This window comes from Synechococcus sp. Minos11 (assembly GCF_014279855.1).
GTDB lineage: Bacteria > Cyanobacteriota > Cyanobacteriia > PCC-6307 > Cyanobiaceae > RCC307.
In genome coordinates this window covers 1948598-1961990 of sequence record NZ_CP047953.1, presented here as the reverse complement: position 1 = coordinate 1961990, position 13393 = coordinate 1948598, and the positions used below count along the sequence as shown (strand labels likewise).

The window sequence follows — 13393 nt, the reverse complement described above, 5'->3', positions numbered from 1 at the left end:
GACCCAGCTTCCATCGTGTCCATGGTTGGGACTCGTAAGACCCAGCCATGGTGTTTCGGGCTCTGGCGGTATCGATTGCAGTGGTTGGTGCCTTGGCTTCGGCCGTTCCGGTGGCCCAAGGCACGGCGCGGGAAGCCTTCCACCAGTGGGGCCCTCAGATCAGTGCTGCGCCTGTTCCGGCGCGCTGGGGGCAGGTGCAACAGCTTGAGCAAGTATTGGCCATGCAAGGTGTTCCGGTGGAGTACCGCGACAACTGCCCTGCTGGCCTGGAGGGCCTCTACGACCCGCGTCAGAACAAGGTGTTGATGTGCACCAACACCATGCCGGACCGATCGGCCAACTACTGGAACACCCTGGCCCACGAGTCGGTCCACGTGATGCAGGTGTGCCGCAATGCCAGCCCTCTCTCCATGGGCTTGAAGGGCATTCAGCGCGAAATGCTCGATGACACGCCGCAGCAGGAAAAGATGTACATCCTCTCGGCCTACCCACCCGAGCAGCGTTTGTTTGAGCTGGAGGCCCGCTGGGTGGCCAACAATTTCGAGCCGCCTGCCGTGATCAACCTGCTCAAGGACAGCTGCATGGCAGCGGCCAACCGTCCAGCCACCCGGAGCTTGTTGCCCGCTTTGCTGAGCAAGACCAACCTCTGATCAGGGCTTTTCCCTAGGCTGGCTCGGTTCTTAGGTCAGGAGGTTCGGCAGCAGTGACGGCAACCCCTGTCCGAACCACGCCAATGGCATCAGGAGTGGCCGAGCGCCCCGCTGTGAGCTCGGTGCCACGGCATTTCGTTGAGCCTCCTGCGGCACTCAACCCCACCGTTGGCCTGTTCTTGGGTGGGTATGCCCTGGCGGCGCTCACCATTTGGGGTTGGTTTGTGGGCCAGTGGCCCCTTCCCTTGCTGGTGCTGATTGGCTTTTTAGCCCTGCACCTCGAGGGCACTGTGATTCACGATGCCTGCCATAACGCTGCCCACCCCAACCGCTTTTGGAATGCGGTGATGGGCCATGGCGCTGCTCTGCTGCTTGGCTTTAGTTACCCGGTGTTCACGCGGGTGCACCTACAGCACCATGCCCACGTCAACGATCCCAAGCACGATCCCGACCACATCGTCTCCACCTTTGGACCGTTGTGGTTGATCGCACCGCGCTTCTTCTATCACGAGTATTTCTTCTTCCAGCGCCGGCTCTGGCGCCGTTATGAGCTCTTTGAGTGGGCGTTGGCCCGCACCGTGTTTGTGCTGATCATCGTGGGGGCAGCCCGTGGTGGCTTCCTGCCGTTCATCTTCAACTGCTGGTTTGCCCCGGCCCTGTTGGTGGGGGTCACCTTGGGCTTGTTCTTCGATTATTTGCCCCACCGGCCGTTTGATTCACGCAACCGCTGGACCAATGCCCGCGTTTATCCGGGCAAGACCATGAATCTGCTGATCATGGGGCAGAACTATCACCTGGTTCACCACCTCTGGCCCTCGATTCCCTGGTTCCAGTACCAAGCGGCCTACCGGGCCACCAAGCCCCTGCTGGATCGCAAGGGTTCACCTCAGCGGTTGGGCATCTTCGAGACTCTGCACGACTGCGGCAATTTCTTCTATGACGTGTTGCTTGGCATCCGCAGCCACAGCCGCACCCGCTCCAAACTGCGCTGGGTCGCCCACTTTGTGCCTGGTTTTCAGAACCGCCGGCGCGTGATCGGTCTGCTGCACCGCACCAGCGTCGGCCCGCGCTGAGTCAGCTGTTCAGGATTCGCGGCACCCGGAAGAAATCACCTTCCCGCTGAGGGGCTTGGTTGAGCAGCTCTTCGCGCACTGGAGTGGGTTCAACCCCGTCTTCCCGGGTGACGTTGACCACTTCCACTGCTCGCGTTGTGGGCGGCAGGCCCTCGGTATCGATGGCCTCGAGCTGAGCCACAAAATCAAGAATGCGCTCGAGCTGCGGGGTGAAGGTGGCGATGCTGTCGTCTGGCAGATCAAGCCGCGCCAGTTGGGCCACCTTGCGCACGTCGTCGGCGGAGATGTGGCTCATGGGGCGTCGCTGGCCAGAAACTGCTCCAGATCCTTGCAGAGCGCCGTGGCAGCCAGCTCCAAGAAGCGTTCGCCGTGATCCGCCTTGGCCAGATAGGGGTCAGATCCCATGCGGCCATCGGGGTGGCGCCGCCGGAAATCATCGGGGCCGTGGATCGGGCCGGCGGGGGCTGGCTCAGGCAGGGGCCGCTGCAGGTCTTGCAGGCTTGGCTCTAAATGCAGGGTGAGGGCGATTTCGCTGGGGGTGGCGTGATGCCCTTCACGGTTCCCGTAGAGGTTGCGGGCTTCTTGCATCACCGGACCAGCCATGAACCAATTCGCCATGCGGCATTGGAGCTTGGGGGCCACGGGCAGTTGGCGCCGCCGCGCTTCGCCATAGGCCTCCGCAAAGGCGGCCCGCCCGGTGGCGATGTTGCCGCCATGGCCATTGATCACAAAGACCCGCTCAAAGCCATGGGTGGCGAGGGAGAGCACCACATCCCGCAGCACCGCCAGCAGCGTGCTGGGCTGCAGGCTCACGGTGCCGGCAAAGCCGAGGTGGTGCTCAGCCATGCCAAAGGCTTGAGCCGGAGTTACCAGAACCCCACTGCGGCGGCCCACCTCCAAAGCCACGGCTTCAGCGGTCAGGGCATCGGTGCCAATCGCTCCGGTAGGCCCGTGTTGCTCGGTGGAGCCCAGGGGCACAATCACGCCTTTACAGCGCTCCAGGTAGGCCTCCACCTCAGGCCAGCTGCGCAGCTGCAGCCGGATCGCTTCGGTTGTGGTCATGGCTTAGTGGGCGGTGCCGTTGCCGTCGTAGGCGTCGGTGTCGTAGTAGCCACCGCTCATGCCGAAGAACACCAGCGACACGCTGAACAGGATGGCCAAGGGAATCAGCAGCTGGGCCAGGGTCATGGGCTGGGGTGCCGAATTGGTGTAAGACCACTCTGGCGGCTTCTGGCCTTGTGCGAGCTCTTTCTTCCAGCTTTTTTGCTTCTAGTTCTGATGTGGTGGCTGCCGAATCAGTTGGATGGCCTCTTTAAGGCGCCAATTCACATGGGAATGAGCATCGACTAGATCAAGCTGCCTCTCTTTGCCCCTCAAAGGAGTATTCAGCTTGTGAGGTAATGCAGTGCTGCCATTTACATGAATTGATTGAAAAGAATAAAGCGCAAAATGCTCATATCAAGCTAGTGCCCAAAGGATTTCTTGAGATGCCAAATATGTTTACTTTAGATGTTAATGCCATGCTTAGACTTTGTATATGGATGCGATGAGCTGAGGCCCCACCAGCTCAGCGGCTGCCGCTTGATTAGGCGCCAAGTCAACGGATCACCACTTCGGGAAGCAAGCCCTGATGTGAAGGTGCTCAATCTGGGTTTGAGGTTTCACGTTTGTCCTGGGAGGCTCAGTATGTCCGCCAGATGCTGGCTTTATTGAATCAAATTCCTCGTATCACAGGGGAAAATAAATAAAGGTAATAACCACTCGCCTGCCTGACGTGGAAGAGGCGTTGCTCTTGTAGAGGTGTGGAAATTCAAAAGGGCTTATAGAGACCTGCAAAGTCCTCTGGGCGGTCAAATTCAGCAGGAGTATGTCATTAAGTTAGGCGCTAGTTGTGCTTTAGCACATACCAGTCATCCCATTTTGATACTTTCTCCAACACTTGGACATATCCCTTTTTGAGCAGTAGAGCGTTGATGGCCTTTCTGTTTCTCTCGACATAGTTGTGTTCGACGCAGATTGACTTTATTGTGCGCTTCTCAAAGTTATATCCTTCCAGAATTTCAAGTTCGCTCCCTTCTGTGTCAAGCGACAGAAACTGTATATCGGTCGGCGCATTATGCCCGTCAAGTAAATCAGTGAGGGATATTGTTTCGACTTCGTATTCTTTAGAGGTGCTGAGGCGAATTTTCGAGGCCCAGTCGCCGTTGTTGGCAAATTTTTTAATTCCTGACAGCTCAGAGCCTCCTTCGATAGTATTATTAACTTCTAAAAACTGAAGTTTGCTTCCGCTAGTTCTTGCAACGCACCTTGTGTCGATTATGCAGCTTCTATTTCCTCTTAAAGCCTCGTGCCAGGTTTTGGCTGGCTCTGCAAGTATCCCATTCCATCCTAATTTCTTTTCTAAAAGCCAGGTATTGCTTAGGTTGATCCCGTCTGTGGCTCCAAACTCTACAAAAAATCTTGGAGAGGTGCTTTCGGTAAAAGCTAGTGCAAATAAATCTTGGGCAAGCTGTGCTCTCGAGTGGGGTAAATATGCGGCTATAAGGTCTCGTTTAGTTTCCGGGAGCTCGCTGTAGAGAATTGAGGAGTTATCTAAGTTTCTGTAGAAGTTGACCTCTTCAGTATTAGTCAGTTCTTTCCCTGCTGCACGAAGGGCCTTTTTTATGACTCGCTTCAACATATTGATTGATACTTTGTCTAATTCTAGCTTGTTTGCGATTGAACCCACTCCCATTGCCACCACGATCTCCCAGCCCCGCCGCGTTCCCCCAAGCTTTTTTCGGTCGCCCCGCTGAGCTTGTGGGCCCTGAGCTCATTGGTTGCCGCTTGGTTAAACGCCAAGCCGACGGCAGCCTGCTTTGGGGTGTGGTGGTGGAAACGGAGGCTTATTCCCAAGAGGAGCCCGCCTGCCACGGCTACCGCATCCGCACCAAACGCAATGCCACCTTGTTCGGCCCGCCGGGCCACTGGTACGTCTATCTCACCTACGGCATCCATCACTGCGTGAATGTGGTGACAGGCCGCGATGACTGGGCCAATGGGGTGTTGCTGCGTGCCATTGCTTTGCCCCAGGAGCCGCCGCGGGTCGCGGCAGGCCCTGGCTTGTTAGCGCGCCGATTCGGTATTGATCTGAGCCACAACGCTCAACCGGTCGCGGAAGGTACGGGCCTTTGGCTGAGCGAAGCGAGCGAGCCACCAGGTGTGTTGATTGAGAGCGCCCGTGTTGGCATCAAGCAGGGGTTGGATTTGCCCTGGCGTTGGCTGTTGGCGGAACATCCGAGTCTCAGCAAGCCGGTGGTGCCGCTGCAGCCCAGATCAGATTGAACCCTTACTTTGGAGGTGATCGCCCGTCCTCCCCTGAGCCGCTGGAGCTACCGCCATGTGCTCGACCTGGCTGCCTTCAGCCAGGAGGACTACGCCACCGTGCTGGAACTCGCCAATCGCTTTCGGGCCTTACCCATGAGTGGTCCTCGGCGTTTGCCTGCTCTGCAGGGCCGGTTGGTGACAACGCTCTTCTTTGAGCCCAGCACGCGGACGCGCAGCAGTTTTGAGTTGGCGGCGCGGCGCTTGTCCGCCGATGTGCAGAGCTTCTCGCCAGCCAGCAGCGCTTTAGCCAAAGGCGAAAGCCTGCTCGATACCGCCCGCACCTATGTGGCCATGGGTGCCGATGTGTTGGTGGTGCGTCACCGTTGCGCTGGCGTGCCGGCTGAGTTGGCCAGAGATCTTGAGGCGGCTGGCTGCCGCACAGCGGTGCTGAATGCCGGTGATGGCTTGCACAGCCACCCCAGTCAAGCCCTGCTGGATCTCTTCACCCTGGCTCGCCATTTCAACCCGGAAACCCCCACGCTTGAGGCGCTAGCCGGCAAGCGGATTGTGATTGTTGGCGACGTGCTGCATTCCCGTGTCGCCCGCTCCAACCTGTGGTCGCTCACCGCTTGTGGTGTGGATGTGGTGCTCTGTGGCCCAGCGAGCCTGTTGCCGGATGCCTTTGCCCAGTTCACCCACGCGCCTCCGCCCGGTCAGGCGCAGGATCTGGTTGCGCAGCGCGGCAGTTTGCGCATCGAACGTGATCTCGATCGTGCCCTCGAGGGTGCTGATGCGGTGATGACCCTGCGCTTGCAGCAGGAACGCATGAAGGAGCAGTTGATCACCAGCCTGGAGGCTTACCACCAGCGCTACGGACTCAGCCACCGCCGGCTGGAGCGCTGCGGCAAGTCGGTGCCTGTGCTGCACCCCGGACCGGTGAATCGCGGCGTTGAGCTCAGCGGAGAGCTGCTCGATGACCCGAGCCGTTCGCTGGTGGAAGAGCAGGTGCGCAACGGGATTTCGGTGCGCATGGCCCTGCTTTATCTGATGGCAGCCAGTGAGCCCGCCAGCTCAGCTGCTGGGTTGAGCTGAGGCGGGTGCTGGGGGGTTGTCCGCTTCGCGGAAGTTCTCTATGGCCTTGCCCATGGTTCCGTCCATTTCGGCGATGGACGGTTCGCTGTGCAGGCCCATGGGGAAGGGGGCTGACCCTCCTTCCAGCCCCACGTGCTGGCTGGGCATCCCGGTCAGCAACAGCGATCCCCGTTGCCTGGTGAGGATGGCCCAAAGCCATTTCACCAGCAGGGTGAGGCGATTTTCTTCATCGGGCATGAAGGCCAGGTGGGCTACGGCCCACAGAACCCAGGCCGGTAGGCCCGCCAGCTTGATCCCGCGCAGGTCGGCCACCGCGCCGAGCCGGCCCAACACCGCCATGCTGCCGAAGTCAAACCAGGCAAAGGGTTTGTGGCTGCGGCCCTCCAGTTGGGCGCGAATGTCTTTGGCGACCCAGCCGCCCATTTGCACCGCTGGACCGGCCATGCCCGGCAAGGGTTTGCCATCGGCGGTGTGTTTGTAGCTGCAGAGATCGCCCACCACCCGGATTTCAGGGTGATTGGGGATGGAGAAATCCGGTTCCACCATCACTCGGCCGCCGCGGTCCACCTCACAGCCAGTGGCTTCTGCCAGTTTTTTGCCGAGATGCGAGGCGCGCACACCAGCAGTCCAAAACACATTGGCGGCCTTGATTGTGCGCTCACCCTCGGGGGTGGTGATCAGCACTTCACCGGGCACGATCGACTGAACCCGGCTGTGGAAGCAGAGCTCCACACCCATGGCTTGCAATTCCTTGGCAGCAGCTGCAGAGCAGGCTTCCGGCATGGCCTTGAGCAGCCGGTCGCCGGGGTCCACCACCATGATCCGTGTGGCCCCTGGGTCGAGTTGGTTGAAGTCCTTGGCCATCGAGCGCCGCATCAGCTCGTTGATGGCGCCGGCCATTTCGCAGCCGGTGGGGCCGCCGCCAACCACCACAACCGTTTGCAGAAATGCGCGCTCGTCGCCGTTGGGGGTTTGCTCGGCTTGCTCCAGGGCCATGAGCAGCCGGCGGCGAATCTCTTCGGCGTGCTCGAGGATCTTCATCGGCGGGGCAATGCCGCGCCAGTCGTCATGGCCAAAGAAGCTGCTGCCTGATCCAGTGGCCAGGATCAGGTGGTCATAGGCCATGGCCTTGCCATTGAAGACGACCTGCTTGGCCTCGGTTTGGATCTCGCTGACTTCACCAAGCAGCACCTGAACATTGCGCTGGGCCCCCACCAATTGGCGCAATGGGGTGGCCACATCGCCGCGGGAGACCAGGCCAGTTGCCACTTGATAGAGCAGCGGTTGGAACAGGTTGAAGTTGCGCTTGTCGATCAGCGTGACGCGCACATCAGCGCCCTTGAAGGCCTTGCAGGCCTTGATGCCGGCAAAGCCACCACCAACGATCACCACATGGGGCTTGCCCCGCAGCTCCTCCATTGGAGGCTCGAGTTCAAGAAAGAAACGCTCACGGGTGGCAGTCATTGGCCCTTGTAGCGATCAACTTCCACAAGGTATGAACGCCGTTCAAAATTGGCCGCGAAGCAGGGATTAAATGCTCGATTTGATGCCTTCGAGCAGCAGGCCATAAACGATTCCCATGCGGGCCATGTCCAACAGGCCCAGCGGCAGTTTGTCGCCGCCGCGCTTGAGCAGGGGCCGTCTTGCCTTGATGGCGAGTTCTGAGGCGGCCACCACCACCAGGGCTCCCACTGGGTCGATCACCATCAGCACACCGGCGACCGAGCCGATGCTGACCCCGGCACTGAAGCCGGCCAACAGCACCAGCACCAGCAGCGAGAAGCGGCGCCATGGGTTCTCGGCCCATTGGCTCAGGCGGCTGAGCAGTTGACCGCTGAGCCGGTTGAGTCGCGTCGCTTGCATCGCTTGAGTCGCGTGGGATTCGGTTTGCGCGCTGTCCTGTTGTTTTCCTCTGGTGAATGGAAATCAGCGAAGCTCAGCGCCACCTCGAACGTGACCCATGCTTCCGTTCTTTTTGGGGGAACCGCAAGAGCTGCCGGATCCAGCGCTGCCCACTCAGTTCGCCAAGCACGTTGCTGAAACCGAGGAGCCCTGGCTTGAGTTGGCCCCAACCCCGCAGCGCGATCGCCGCGGAAATCGTCTCTGGGATCTCACCCTCTGGCGTGGTGAGCGGCCCCTGCGCCGCTGGACGACGGTGACTGGGCGCCCTGAAACTGAGCGCTTGGATCGTTTTTGGAGGCCCGGCAACCACGCGCCACTGCCGCCGGGCGCCTACACCGTGGGGTCTCCGATCAAGCTTCATTCCGGCGATCTCTATGAGATCGGTCGCAGTTGGTTTATCCCTGTTGATCCACTCTTTGGCACGACCCGGGGCCACTTCGGCATCCACGAGGACGTCAGCTTGGATGGCACGGCAGGTTGCATCGGTCTGGCTGGTCGCGCCCTAACCGAAGAGGTCACCCGCTGGGTCAAGCAGGTGGGAGCCCGTTACCTGGTCGTGCTCGATTGATTGGAAGATTTGGCGAAGCGAGCCTGGGATCCCCATCACCTGGCCCGGTGCTCCGCCAGGCCCTTTATACACAACATCTGGTCCTTGTGGCTGCCTGAACCACTACAGGTGGTGCCAGCTCAGGATTTGACTTCTTTGGCCTTGCGGCTGCCTTTGCCTTCCAGCAGTTCCAGCAGCGCTTCCATTTGGGCCATCACACCACGGACTTCACCGCTTTCGGGCAGCAGGCCGTCGTCCATAACGCCTTGATGCATTTCGCGCAGTTCTTGGCGGATGTAACGGAGGTGGCTGACGACCTGTTCACGCTTGGACTGCGACATCGCTCACCATTGAGGTTGGTGACCCTTTGTACCCCATTGAGGTGCTGAGGGATAAACTCCCGCTCCTCATCGCTGGGTTGCACACGCCTCTTGCAACAGGCGGCTCAGCAGCGTGAAGGGCCGTTCGGGGTACCAAAAACCCGCTTCACCAGTGATGGCAGCTTGTTTGGCAAAGCTGCCTGCGTTGAGATCCAGCGGCGCGCTCAAGCGGCGGATGCGCCGTCCCTCGCAGTCGATTCCATAGGCCACAGCCCAGCGGCCGGGGCCACTGATTTGCTGGCGTTCGGTCCAAGCCACACGCATGGTGGCCGGGCGATCCTCTGTTGATTGCTCACTCGTCAGAGCCCAAGCCGGCAGCGGCTGCAGCGGGCCAACATCCAGCAACACGATCCTGTCCTGCGCGGTTTGCAGCAGGGGCAGGGAAGCCAAGAGCAGCGGCCAGGCCATCATGGCGATGGAGAATAGGGGATTCGAACCCCTGACCTCTGCGGTGCGATCGCAGCGCTCTACCAGCTGAGCTAATTCCCCTTGGGGACTTGATTCGAAGCTACCAAACATGTCCTCAACCGGCCTGATCACTGAAGAACTGCTGGCCGCCCAGACCGAAGCCAGCGTGGCGGTCCTCGCCCAGCGCCTGGAGGACGACGATTACGCCTCCCCATTTGATGGGCTTGGCGACTGGCACCTGCTCAGGGCCCTGGCGATCCATCGCCCTGAGCTCGTGCGCCCCTATGTGCATCTGGTTGATCAGGAACCCTTTGACGAGGACTGATGACCAGCGCTCCCCTCGATCCGCTTGAGCCCCTTGCTGGGCGGCGCATTTTGGTGGCGGGATGCGGCAGCATCGCGGCGGTGAAATTGCCGCAGCTGGTGAGCGCCCTGGTGAAGCGGGGGGCTGAGGTTCGTTGTCTGCTCTCACCCAGTGCAGCCGAATTGGTGAGCCCTGTGGCCTTGGCCAGCCTGTCGCGCCACCGCTGCTATCTCGAAGCTGATCAATGGAGTCATCACGAGCCCAGGCCCCTCCACATCGAGCTGGCGGAATGGCCTGATCTGGTGTTGCTGGTGCCGTTGAGCGCCAGCACGCTGGCGCGGTTGGTGCATGGCCTGGCTAACACCCTGCTGGCCTCCACGCTGATGGCCACACGGGTTCCTGTGCTCGCGGCGGCAGCGATGAACACCGACATGTGGGAATCGCCTGCGGTGCAGCGCAATTGGCAGCAACTGCAGAGCGATCGATCGCTGTTGGCGTTGCCCCCGGCCACCGAAGGTTTGCTGGCCTGTGACCGGCGCGGCAGTGGCCGAATGGTGGAGCCGAGCTTGCTCCTGCAGGCGGCCACGTCCTTGGCGGTGCATGGCGTTCAGCGCGATTTCGAGGGTGTGGAGTTGCTGGTCACAGCCGGCCCCACCCAGGAGTTCCTCGATCCCGCCCGGGTGCTGAGCAATCCATCCACTGGGTTGATGGGGGTGCTGCTGGCCCAGGCGGCCCGCTGGCGCGGGGCGCAGGTTCGCCTGTTGCACGGTTCGCTGCAGCTGGAGTCTGGGTTGCTCGAAGGGTTGAACAGCGAGCGGTTTGGCACGGCCGCTGAGTTGGAGCAGCTGCTCGAGCGCCATCAGGCCAGTGCTGCAGCCGTGGTGATGGCGGCCGCTGTGGCTGATCAGCGTTTGCAGCAGCCCTTGAGCGGCAAGCTCAGCAAACAGGAGCTGCAAGAGGTGCTGCACAGCCCAGCCAGTTGGGAAATGGTTCCGGATCTGCTGCACCAGATGGTGCAGCGCCGCTCCGCCGATCAGGTGTTGATGGGTTTTGCAGCCCATAGCGGCGATGTGTTGACCCAGGCCGAGGCCAAATTTCAGCGCAAAGGCTGTGATCTGCTGTTTGCCAACCCCATTGATCAACCAGGGGTTGGTTTTGCCGCCTCAGCAAATCAGGGATGGCTGCTCAGCCGAGGAGCCAGCCCAGAAGCCATGGGCCCGTGCAGCAAGTTGGCCTTGGCCCATGGCCTTTTGGATCGCCTGCGGCTCAGGTTGCCTCAGGCAGCGAGGGCGGATTGATCAGGCGTGTCGTGCTCGTCACCTGGTTCCAGCAGTTCCATGAAGGTTTTGAGCTGTAGCCGGGGGATGTAAGGCCAGCCACCGTTTTGCTCCATGGCCTGCAGCAACTTGTAGAGCTGGTGGCGATCGGAGGGCAGGCTGTTGCGGAACGGCCCGTCTTGTAAGTCGCGGTGGAGCTGTTCGAGCTGCCGCAACACCACCAACAGCTGTTCGGGATCGTTCCCAGCTTGCTCGCTGAGCTCAGCCCCTTCGGTGCACCAACGTTGCAGGCGCGCCGTCCAGTCGCTTTGGGGGGCAGACATCGAGCCATGTTGAGAGCCGCGACATCCTACGAGGGACGGCGGTTTTCAGTTGTACGATCGCGCTCACGATGTACTGCCGGCCCATGCGTTCCCTGCTGCGGACAACCGTTGCTCTTTGTTTGGCGGCCTGTCTGGCACTGCTGACCGCCTGTAGTGGCGACGCCAAATCGATCGATCGCGCCGATCTGACCTACGACGACATCCACAACACTGGCCTGGCCAACGACTGCATCACCCTGCCGGAGTCGGCCCGCGGCAGCATCAGCCTCACCGCTGGTGGCAAGTACTCCTTGCAGGAGATGTGCTTCCACCCCAGCACCGTCGCTGTAAAGGGTGAGCCCACCAACAAGCGTCAGGAAGCCCAGTTCGTGGAAGGCCGGATCCTGACCCGCTACACCTCCAGCCTCGACTCGGTCTATGGCGATCTGGCTGTAACCGACAGCGGTTTGCAGTTCAAGGAGAAAGGCGGCATCGACTTCCAGCCGATCACCGTGCTGCTCCCCGGTGGTGAGGAAATTCCGTTCACCTTCTCCAGCAAGCAGCTGCTGGCCACGGCCGATGGCAGCGCCATCACCACCAGCACCGATTTCAGCGGTGAGTACCGCACCCCCAGCTACCGCACCAGCAACTTCCTCGATCCCAAAGGCCGTGCGCTGACCACCGGTGTTGGCTACGCCCAGGGTCTGGTGGCCGCTCAGGACATCGGGGAGGACGAACTCAACAGCGAGAACGTCAAGCGCTACATCGATGGCACCGGCACCATGTCTTTCTCCATCACCCGCGTTGATGCCGAGACCGGCGAATTCGCTGGTGTCTTCACCGCCGTTCAGCCTTCTGACTCCGACATGGGTGGCCGTGAGACGTTTGACGTTCAGGTCTCTGGTGAGCTCTACGGCCGCCTCGAGCAGGCCTGATGGCTCCCGCCGGGGGCCGTTGATCTGGAAGAATTCCACCGCATTTCGCCCCCGGCTCGATGACCAGCACCGCTCCCCAGGCACTGATTGCACCCCACGGCGGCACGCTGGTGGATCTGCGCTTGCCTGCTGACCAGTGGGATGCGGCCATCGCAGGAGTTGATCACCGCGTTGAGTGCAGTGATCGCAACGCTTGCGATGTGGAGCTGTTGATGGTGGGAGGTTTCTCCCCCCTGCGCGGCTTCATGGGCGAGGAGGACTACCGCTCGGTTGTCGAGAGCAATCGCACCACCTCAGGCCTGCTGTTTGGCCTGCCGATCGTGATGGACACCGATCGGGACGACATTGCCGTTGGTCAGCGCCTGCTGCTCACCTATCAAGGCCGCAACCTCGCCGTGATGACGGTGGAGAGCAAGTGGGAGCCCGATAAAGCCCGTGAGGCGCTCGGTTGCTACGGCACCAGCTCTTTGGAGCACCCCGCCGTGCGCATGATCGCCACCGAACGTGGCCGCTTTTATCTGGGCGGTTCCATCGTTGGCATGGAGCTCCCCCAGCGTCCATTCCCCTGCAGGACGCCTGCAGAAGTGCGTTCCGGTCTGCCTTCAGGTGAAGACGTGGTGGCCTTCCAGTGCCGCAACCCCATTCACCGCGCCCACTACGAGCTCTTCACCCGCGCTCTGCATGCCGAGAACGTCAGTGAGAACGGCGTTGTGCTCGTGCATCCCACGTGCGGCCCCACCCAAGGCGATGACATCCCCGGGGCTGTTCGCTTCCAGACCTACGAGCGTCTGGCCGAAGAAGTCGATAACTCCCGCATCCGTTGGGCTTATCTGCCCTACTCGATGCACATGGCTGGCCCGCGGGAAGCGCTGCAGCACATGATCATCCGCAAGAACTACGGCTGCACCCACTTCATCATTGGCCGCGACATGGCCGGCTGTAAGTCGTCGGTGAGTGGTGATGACTTCTACGGCCCCTATCAAGCCCAAGATTTCGCCCGCGAGAACGCCCCCGAGCTGGGGATGCAAACCGTTCCTTCGCTCAACCTCGTTTACACCGACGAAGAGGGCTACGTGACCGCTGAGCACGCCGAAGCCAGCAATTTGCACGTCAAAAAGCTGAGCGGCACTCAGTTCCGCAAGATGCTGCGCAGTGGCGAGGACATTCCCGAGTGGTTTGCCTTCCGCAGCGTTGTTGACGTGCTGCGTGCCGCCTAA

18 protein-coding genes and 1 tRNA gene are annotated in these 13393 nt (G+C 60.8%); 9 read left to right on the top strand and 10 right to left on the bottom strand.

Translation table 11 applies throughout. The annotated features are described in order from the left end of the window. Positions 1-47 precede the first annotated feature (47 nt). Complete coding sequence (locus SynMINOS11_RS11110) at positions 48-650, top strand: hypothetical protein (RefSeq protein ID WP_186548540.1); 603 nt, start codon at positions 48-50, stop codon at positions 648-650. A gap of 83 nt (positions 651-733) precedes the next feature. After that, entirely contained in the window at positions 734-1723 is a 990-nt protein-coding gene (gene crtR / locus SynMINOS11_RS11105; protein ID WP_043737383.1) for a beta-carotene hydroxylase, read from the top strand. A gap of 1 nt (position 1724) precedes the next feature. Here the strand turns inward: crtR and gatC are convergent, their stop codons facing one another. The 4 genes from gatC to SynMINOS11_RS11090 all read right to left on the bottom strand — a co-directional run bounded on the left by gatC (position 1725) and on the right by SynMINOS11_RS11090 (position 4457). Continuing rightward, complete coding sequence (gatC, locus tag SynMINOS11_RS11100) at positions 1725-2018, bottom strand: Asp-tRNA(Asn)/Glu-tRNA(Gln) amidotransferase subunit GatC (protein WP_186548538.1); 294 nt, start codon at positions 2016-2018, stop codon at positions 1725-1727. Further along, positions 2015-2785 carry a creatininase family protein gene (locus tag SynMINOS11_RS11095; protein ID WP_186548536.1) on the bottom strand — a complete coding sequence of 257 codons (771 nt, stop codon included), beginning with the start codon at positions 2783-2785 and terminating at the stop codon, positions 2015-2017. The genes gatC and SynMINOS11_RS11095 overlap by 4 nt, the downstream gene beginning before the upstream one ends. Before the next feature lie 3 nt (positions 2786-2788). Continuing rightward, a complete protein-coding gene (locus tag SynMINOS11_RS13025) occupies positions 2789-2911 on the bottom strand; it encodes a hypothetical protein (protein WP_011936619.1) in 123 nt (40 codons plus the stop codon). Positions 2912-3608: 697 nt separating this feature from the next. Continuing rightward, the gene (locus SynMINOS11_RS11090) at positions 3609-4457 is read right to left on the bottom strand and encodes an FkbM family methyltransferase (protein ID WP_255445554.1); all 849 of its coding nucleotides are present in this window, start codon (positions 4455-4457) and stop codon (positions 3609-3611) included. On the opposite strand from SynMINOS11_RS11090, the gene SynMINOS11_RS11085 reads away from it, so the two are divergent. Both SynMINOS11_RS11085 and SynMINOS11_RS11080 read left to right on the top strand, forming a co-directional pair. Further along, positions 4442-5047, top strand: a complete 606-nt coding sequence (locus SynMINOS11_RS11085; RefSeq protein ID WP_370586166.1) for a DNA-3-methyladenine glycosylase — start codon at positions 4442-4444, stop codon at positions 5045-5047. The genes SynMINOS11_RS11090 and SynMINOS11_RS11085 overlap by 16 nt on opposite strands. A 33-nt stretch (positions 5048-5080) precedes the next feature. Continuing rightward, complete coding sequence (locus SynMINOS11_RS11080; RefSeq protein ID WP_186550854.1) at positions 5081-6121, top strand: aspartate carbamoyltransferase catalytic subunit; 1041 nt, start codon at positions 5081-5083, stop codon at positions 6119-6121. On the opposite strand, the gene SynMINOS11_RS11075 is transcribed toward SynMINOS11_RS11080, so the two are convergent. Continuing rightward, a complete protein-coding gene (locus SynMINOS11_RS11075) occupies positions 6101-7585 on the bottom strand; it encodes an NAD(P)/FAD-dependent oxidoreductase (protein ID WP_186548530.1) in 1485 nt (494 codons plus the stop codon). The genes SynMINOS11_RS11080 and SynMINOS11_RS11075 overlap by 21 nt on opposite strands. A gap of 66 nt (positions 7586-7651) precedes the next feature. Continuing rightward, positions 7652-7984, bottom strand: a complete 333-nt coding sequence (locus tag SynMINOS11_RS11070) for a DUF565 domain-containing protein (protein ID WP_011936615.1) — start codon at positions 7982-7984, stop codon at positions 7652-7654. Positions 7985-8081: 97 nt separating this feature from the next. Here SynMINOS11_RS11070 and SynMINOS11_RS11065 point away from each other — a divergent pair, with 97 nt between their 5' ends. Then, positions 8082-8591: a L,D-transpeptidase gene (locus SynMINOS11_RS11065; RefSeq protein WP_186548528.1), complete on the top strand. Its 510-nt coding sequence runs from the start codon at positions 8082-8084 to the stop codon at positions 8589-8591. Between the two features lie 119 nt (positions 8592-8710). Here SynMINOS11_RS11065 and SynMINOS11_RS11060 read toward each other — a convergent pair whose 3' ends face one another. From SynMINOS11_RS11060 to SynMINOS11_RS11050, 3 genes are all read right to left on the bottom strand, one after another. Then, positions 8711-8911 carry a hypothetical protein gene (locus tag SynMINOS11_RS11060; RefSeq protein WP_011936613.1) on the bottom strand — a complete coding sequence of 67 codons (201 nt, stop codon included), beginning with the start codon at positions 8909-8911 and terminating at the stop codon, positions 8711-8713. Positions 8912-8977: 66 nt separating this feature from the next. Beyond that, positions 8978-9358, bottom strand: a complete 381-nt coding sequence (locus tag SynMINOS11_RS11055; protein ID WP_186548526.1) for a hypothetical protein — start codon at positions 9356-9358, stop codon at positions 8978-8980. Between the two features lie 8 nt (positions 9359-9366). Further along, a tRNA-Ala gene (locus SynMINOS11_RS11050) sits at positions 9367-9439 on the bottom strand. A gap of 28 nt (positions 9440-9467) precedes the next feature. On the opposite strand from SynMINOS11_RS11050, the gene isiD reads away from it, so the two are divergent. Together isiD and coaBC are read left to right on the top strand one after the other, a co-directional pair. Then, positions 9468-9683, top strand: coding sequence for a protein IsiD (isiD, locus tag SynMINOS11_RS11045; RefSeq protein WP_186548524.1), 216 nt, complete (start codon positions 9468-9470; stop codon positions 9681-9683). Continuing rightward, positions 9683-10960, top strand: a complete 1278-nt coding sequence (gene coaBC, locus SynMINOS11_RS11040; RefSeq protein WP_186548522.1) for a bifunctional phosphopantothenoylcysteine decarboxylase/phosphopantothenate--cysteine ligase CoaBC — start codon at positions 9683-9685, stop codon at positions 10958-10960. The genes isiD and coaBC overlap by 1 nt, the downstream gene beginning before the upstream one ends. Here the strand turns inward: coaBC and SynMINOS11_RS11035 are convergent. Continuing rightward, complete coding sequence (locus SynMINOS11_RS11035; RefSeq protein WP_186548520.1) at positions 10939-11262, bottom strand: hypothetical protein; 324 nt, start codon at positions 11260-11262, stop codon at positions 10939-10941. The genes coaBC and SynMINOS11_RS11035 overlap by 22 nt on opposite strands. Positions 11263-11345: 83 nt before the next feature. On the opposite strand from SynMINOS11_RS11035, the gene SynMINOS11_RS11030 reads away from it, so the two are divergent. Both SynMINOS11_RS11030 and sat read left to right on the top strand, forming a co-directional pair. Beyond that, positions 11346-12176: a photosystem II manganese-stabilizing polypeptide gene (locus SynMINOS11_RS11030; protein WP_043737375.1), complete on the top strand. Its 831-nt coding sequence runs from the start codon at positions 11346-11348 to the stop codon at positions 12174-12176. A 59-nt stretch (positions 12177-12235) separates the two neighbouring features. After that, the gene (gene sat / locus SynMINOS11_RS11025; RefSeq protein WP_186548518.1) at positions 12236-13393 is read left to right on the top strand and encodes a sulfate adenylyltransferase; all 1158 of its coding nucleotides are present in this window, start codon (positions 12236-12238) and stop codon (positions 13391-13393) included.

What these genes read in the sequence shown, in the direction of transcription:
- gatC (WP_186548538.1), bottom strand. Translation starts at nt 2,018, where the DNA reads ATGAGCCACATCTCCGCCGACGACGTGCGCAAGGTGGCCCAACTGGCG.
- SynMINOS11_RS11075 (WP_186548530.1), bottom strand. Translation starts at nt 7,585, where the DNA reads ATGACTGCCACCCGTGAGCGTTTCTTTCTTGAACTCGAGCCTCCAATG.
- SynMINOS11_RS11030 (WP_043737375.1), top strand. Translation starts at nt 11,346, where the DNA reads ATGCGTTCCCTGCTGCGGACAACCGTTGCTCTTTGTTTGGCGGCCTGT.
- SynMINOS11_RS13025 (WP_011936619.1), bottom strand. Translation starts at nt 2,911, where the DNA reads ATGACCCTGGCCCAGCTGCTGATTCCCTTGGCCATCCTGTTCAGCGTG.
- SynMINOS11_RS11070 (WP_011936615.1), bottom strand. Translation starts at nt 7,984, where the DNA reads ATGCAAGCGACGCGACTCAACCGGCTCAGCGGTCAACTGCTCAGCCGC.
- SynMINOS11_RS11110 (WP_186548540.1), top strand. Translation starts at nt 48, where the DNA reads ATGGTGTTTCGGGCTCTGGCGGTATCGATTGCAGTGGTTGGTGCCTTG.
- coaBC (WP_186548522.1), top strand. Translation starts at nt 9,683, where the DNA reads ATGACCAGCGCTCCCCTCGATCCGCTTGAGCCCCTTGCTGGGCGGCGC.
- crtR (WP_043737383.1), top strand. Translation starts at nt 734, where the DNA reads ATGGCATCAGGAGTGGCCGAGCGCCCCGCTGTGAGCTCGGTGCCACGG.
- sat (WP_186548518.1), top strand. Translation starts at nt 12,236, where the DNA reads ATGACCAGCACCGCTCCCCAGGCACTGATTGCACCCCACGGCGGCACG.
- SynMINOS11_RS11035 (WP_186548520.1), bottom strand. Translation starts at nt 11,262, where the DNA reads ATGTCTGCCCCCCAAAGCGACTGGACGGCGCGCCTGCAACGTTGGTGC.
- SynMINOS11_RS11060 (WP_011936613.1), bottom strand. Translation starts at nt 8,911, where the DNA reads ATGTCGCAGTCCAAGCGTGAACAGGTCGTCAGCCACCTCCGTTACATC.
- SynMINOS11_RS11095 (WP_186548536.1), bottom strand. Translation starts at nt 2,785, where the DNA reads ATGACCACAACCGAAGCGATCCGGCTGCAGCTGCGCAGCTGGCCTGAG.
- isiD (WP_186548524.1), top strand. Translation starts at nt 9,468, where the DNA reads ATGTCCTCAACCGGCCTGATCACTGAAGAACTGCTGGCCGCCCAGACC.
- SynMINOS11_RS11065 (WP_186548528.1), top strand. Translation starts at nt 8,082, where the DNA reads ATGCTTCCGTTCTTTTTGGGGGAACCGCAAGAGCTGCCGGATCCAGCG.
- SynMINOS11_RS11055 (WP_186548526.1), bottom strand. Translation starts at nt 9,358, where the DNA reads ATGGCCTGGCCGCTGCTCTTGGCTTCCCTGCCCCTGCTGCAAACCGCG.
- SynMINOS11_RS11090 (WP_255445554.1), bottom strand. Translation starts at nt 4,457, where the DNA reads ATGGGAGTGGGTTCAATCGCAAACAAGCTAGAATTAGACAAAGTATCA.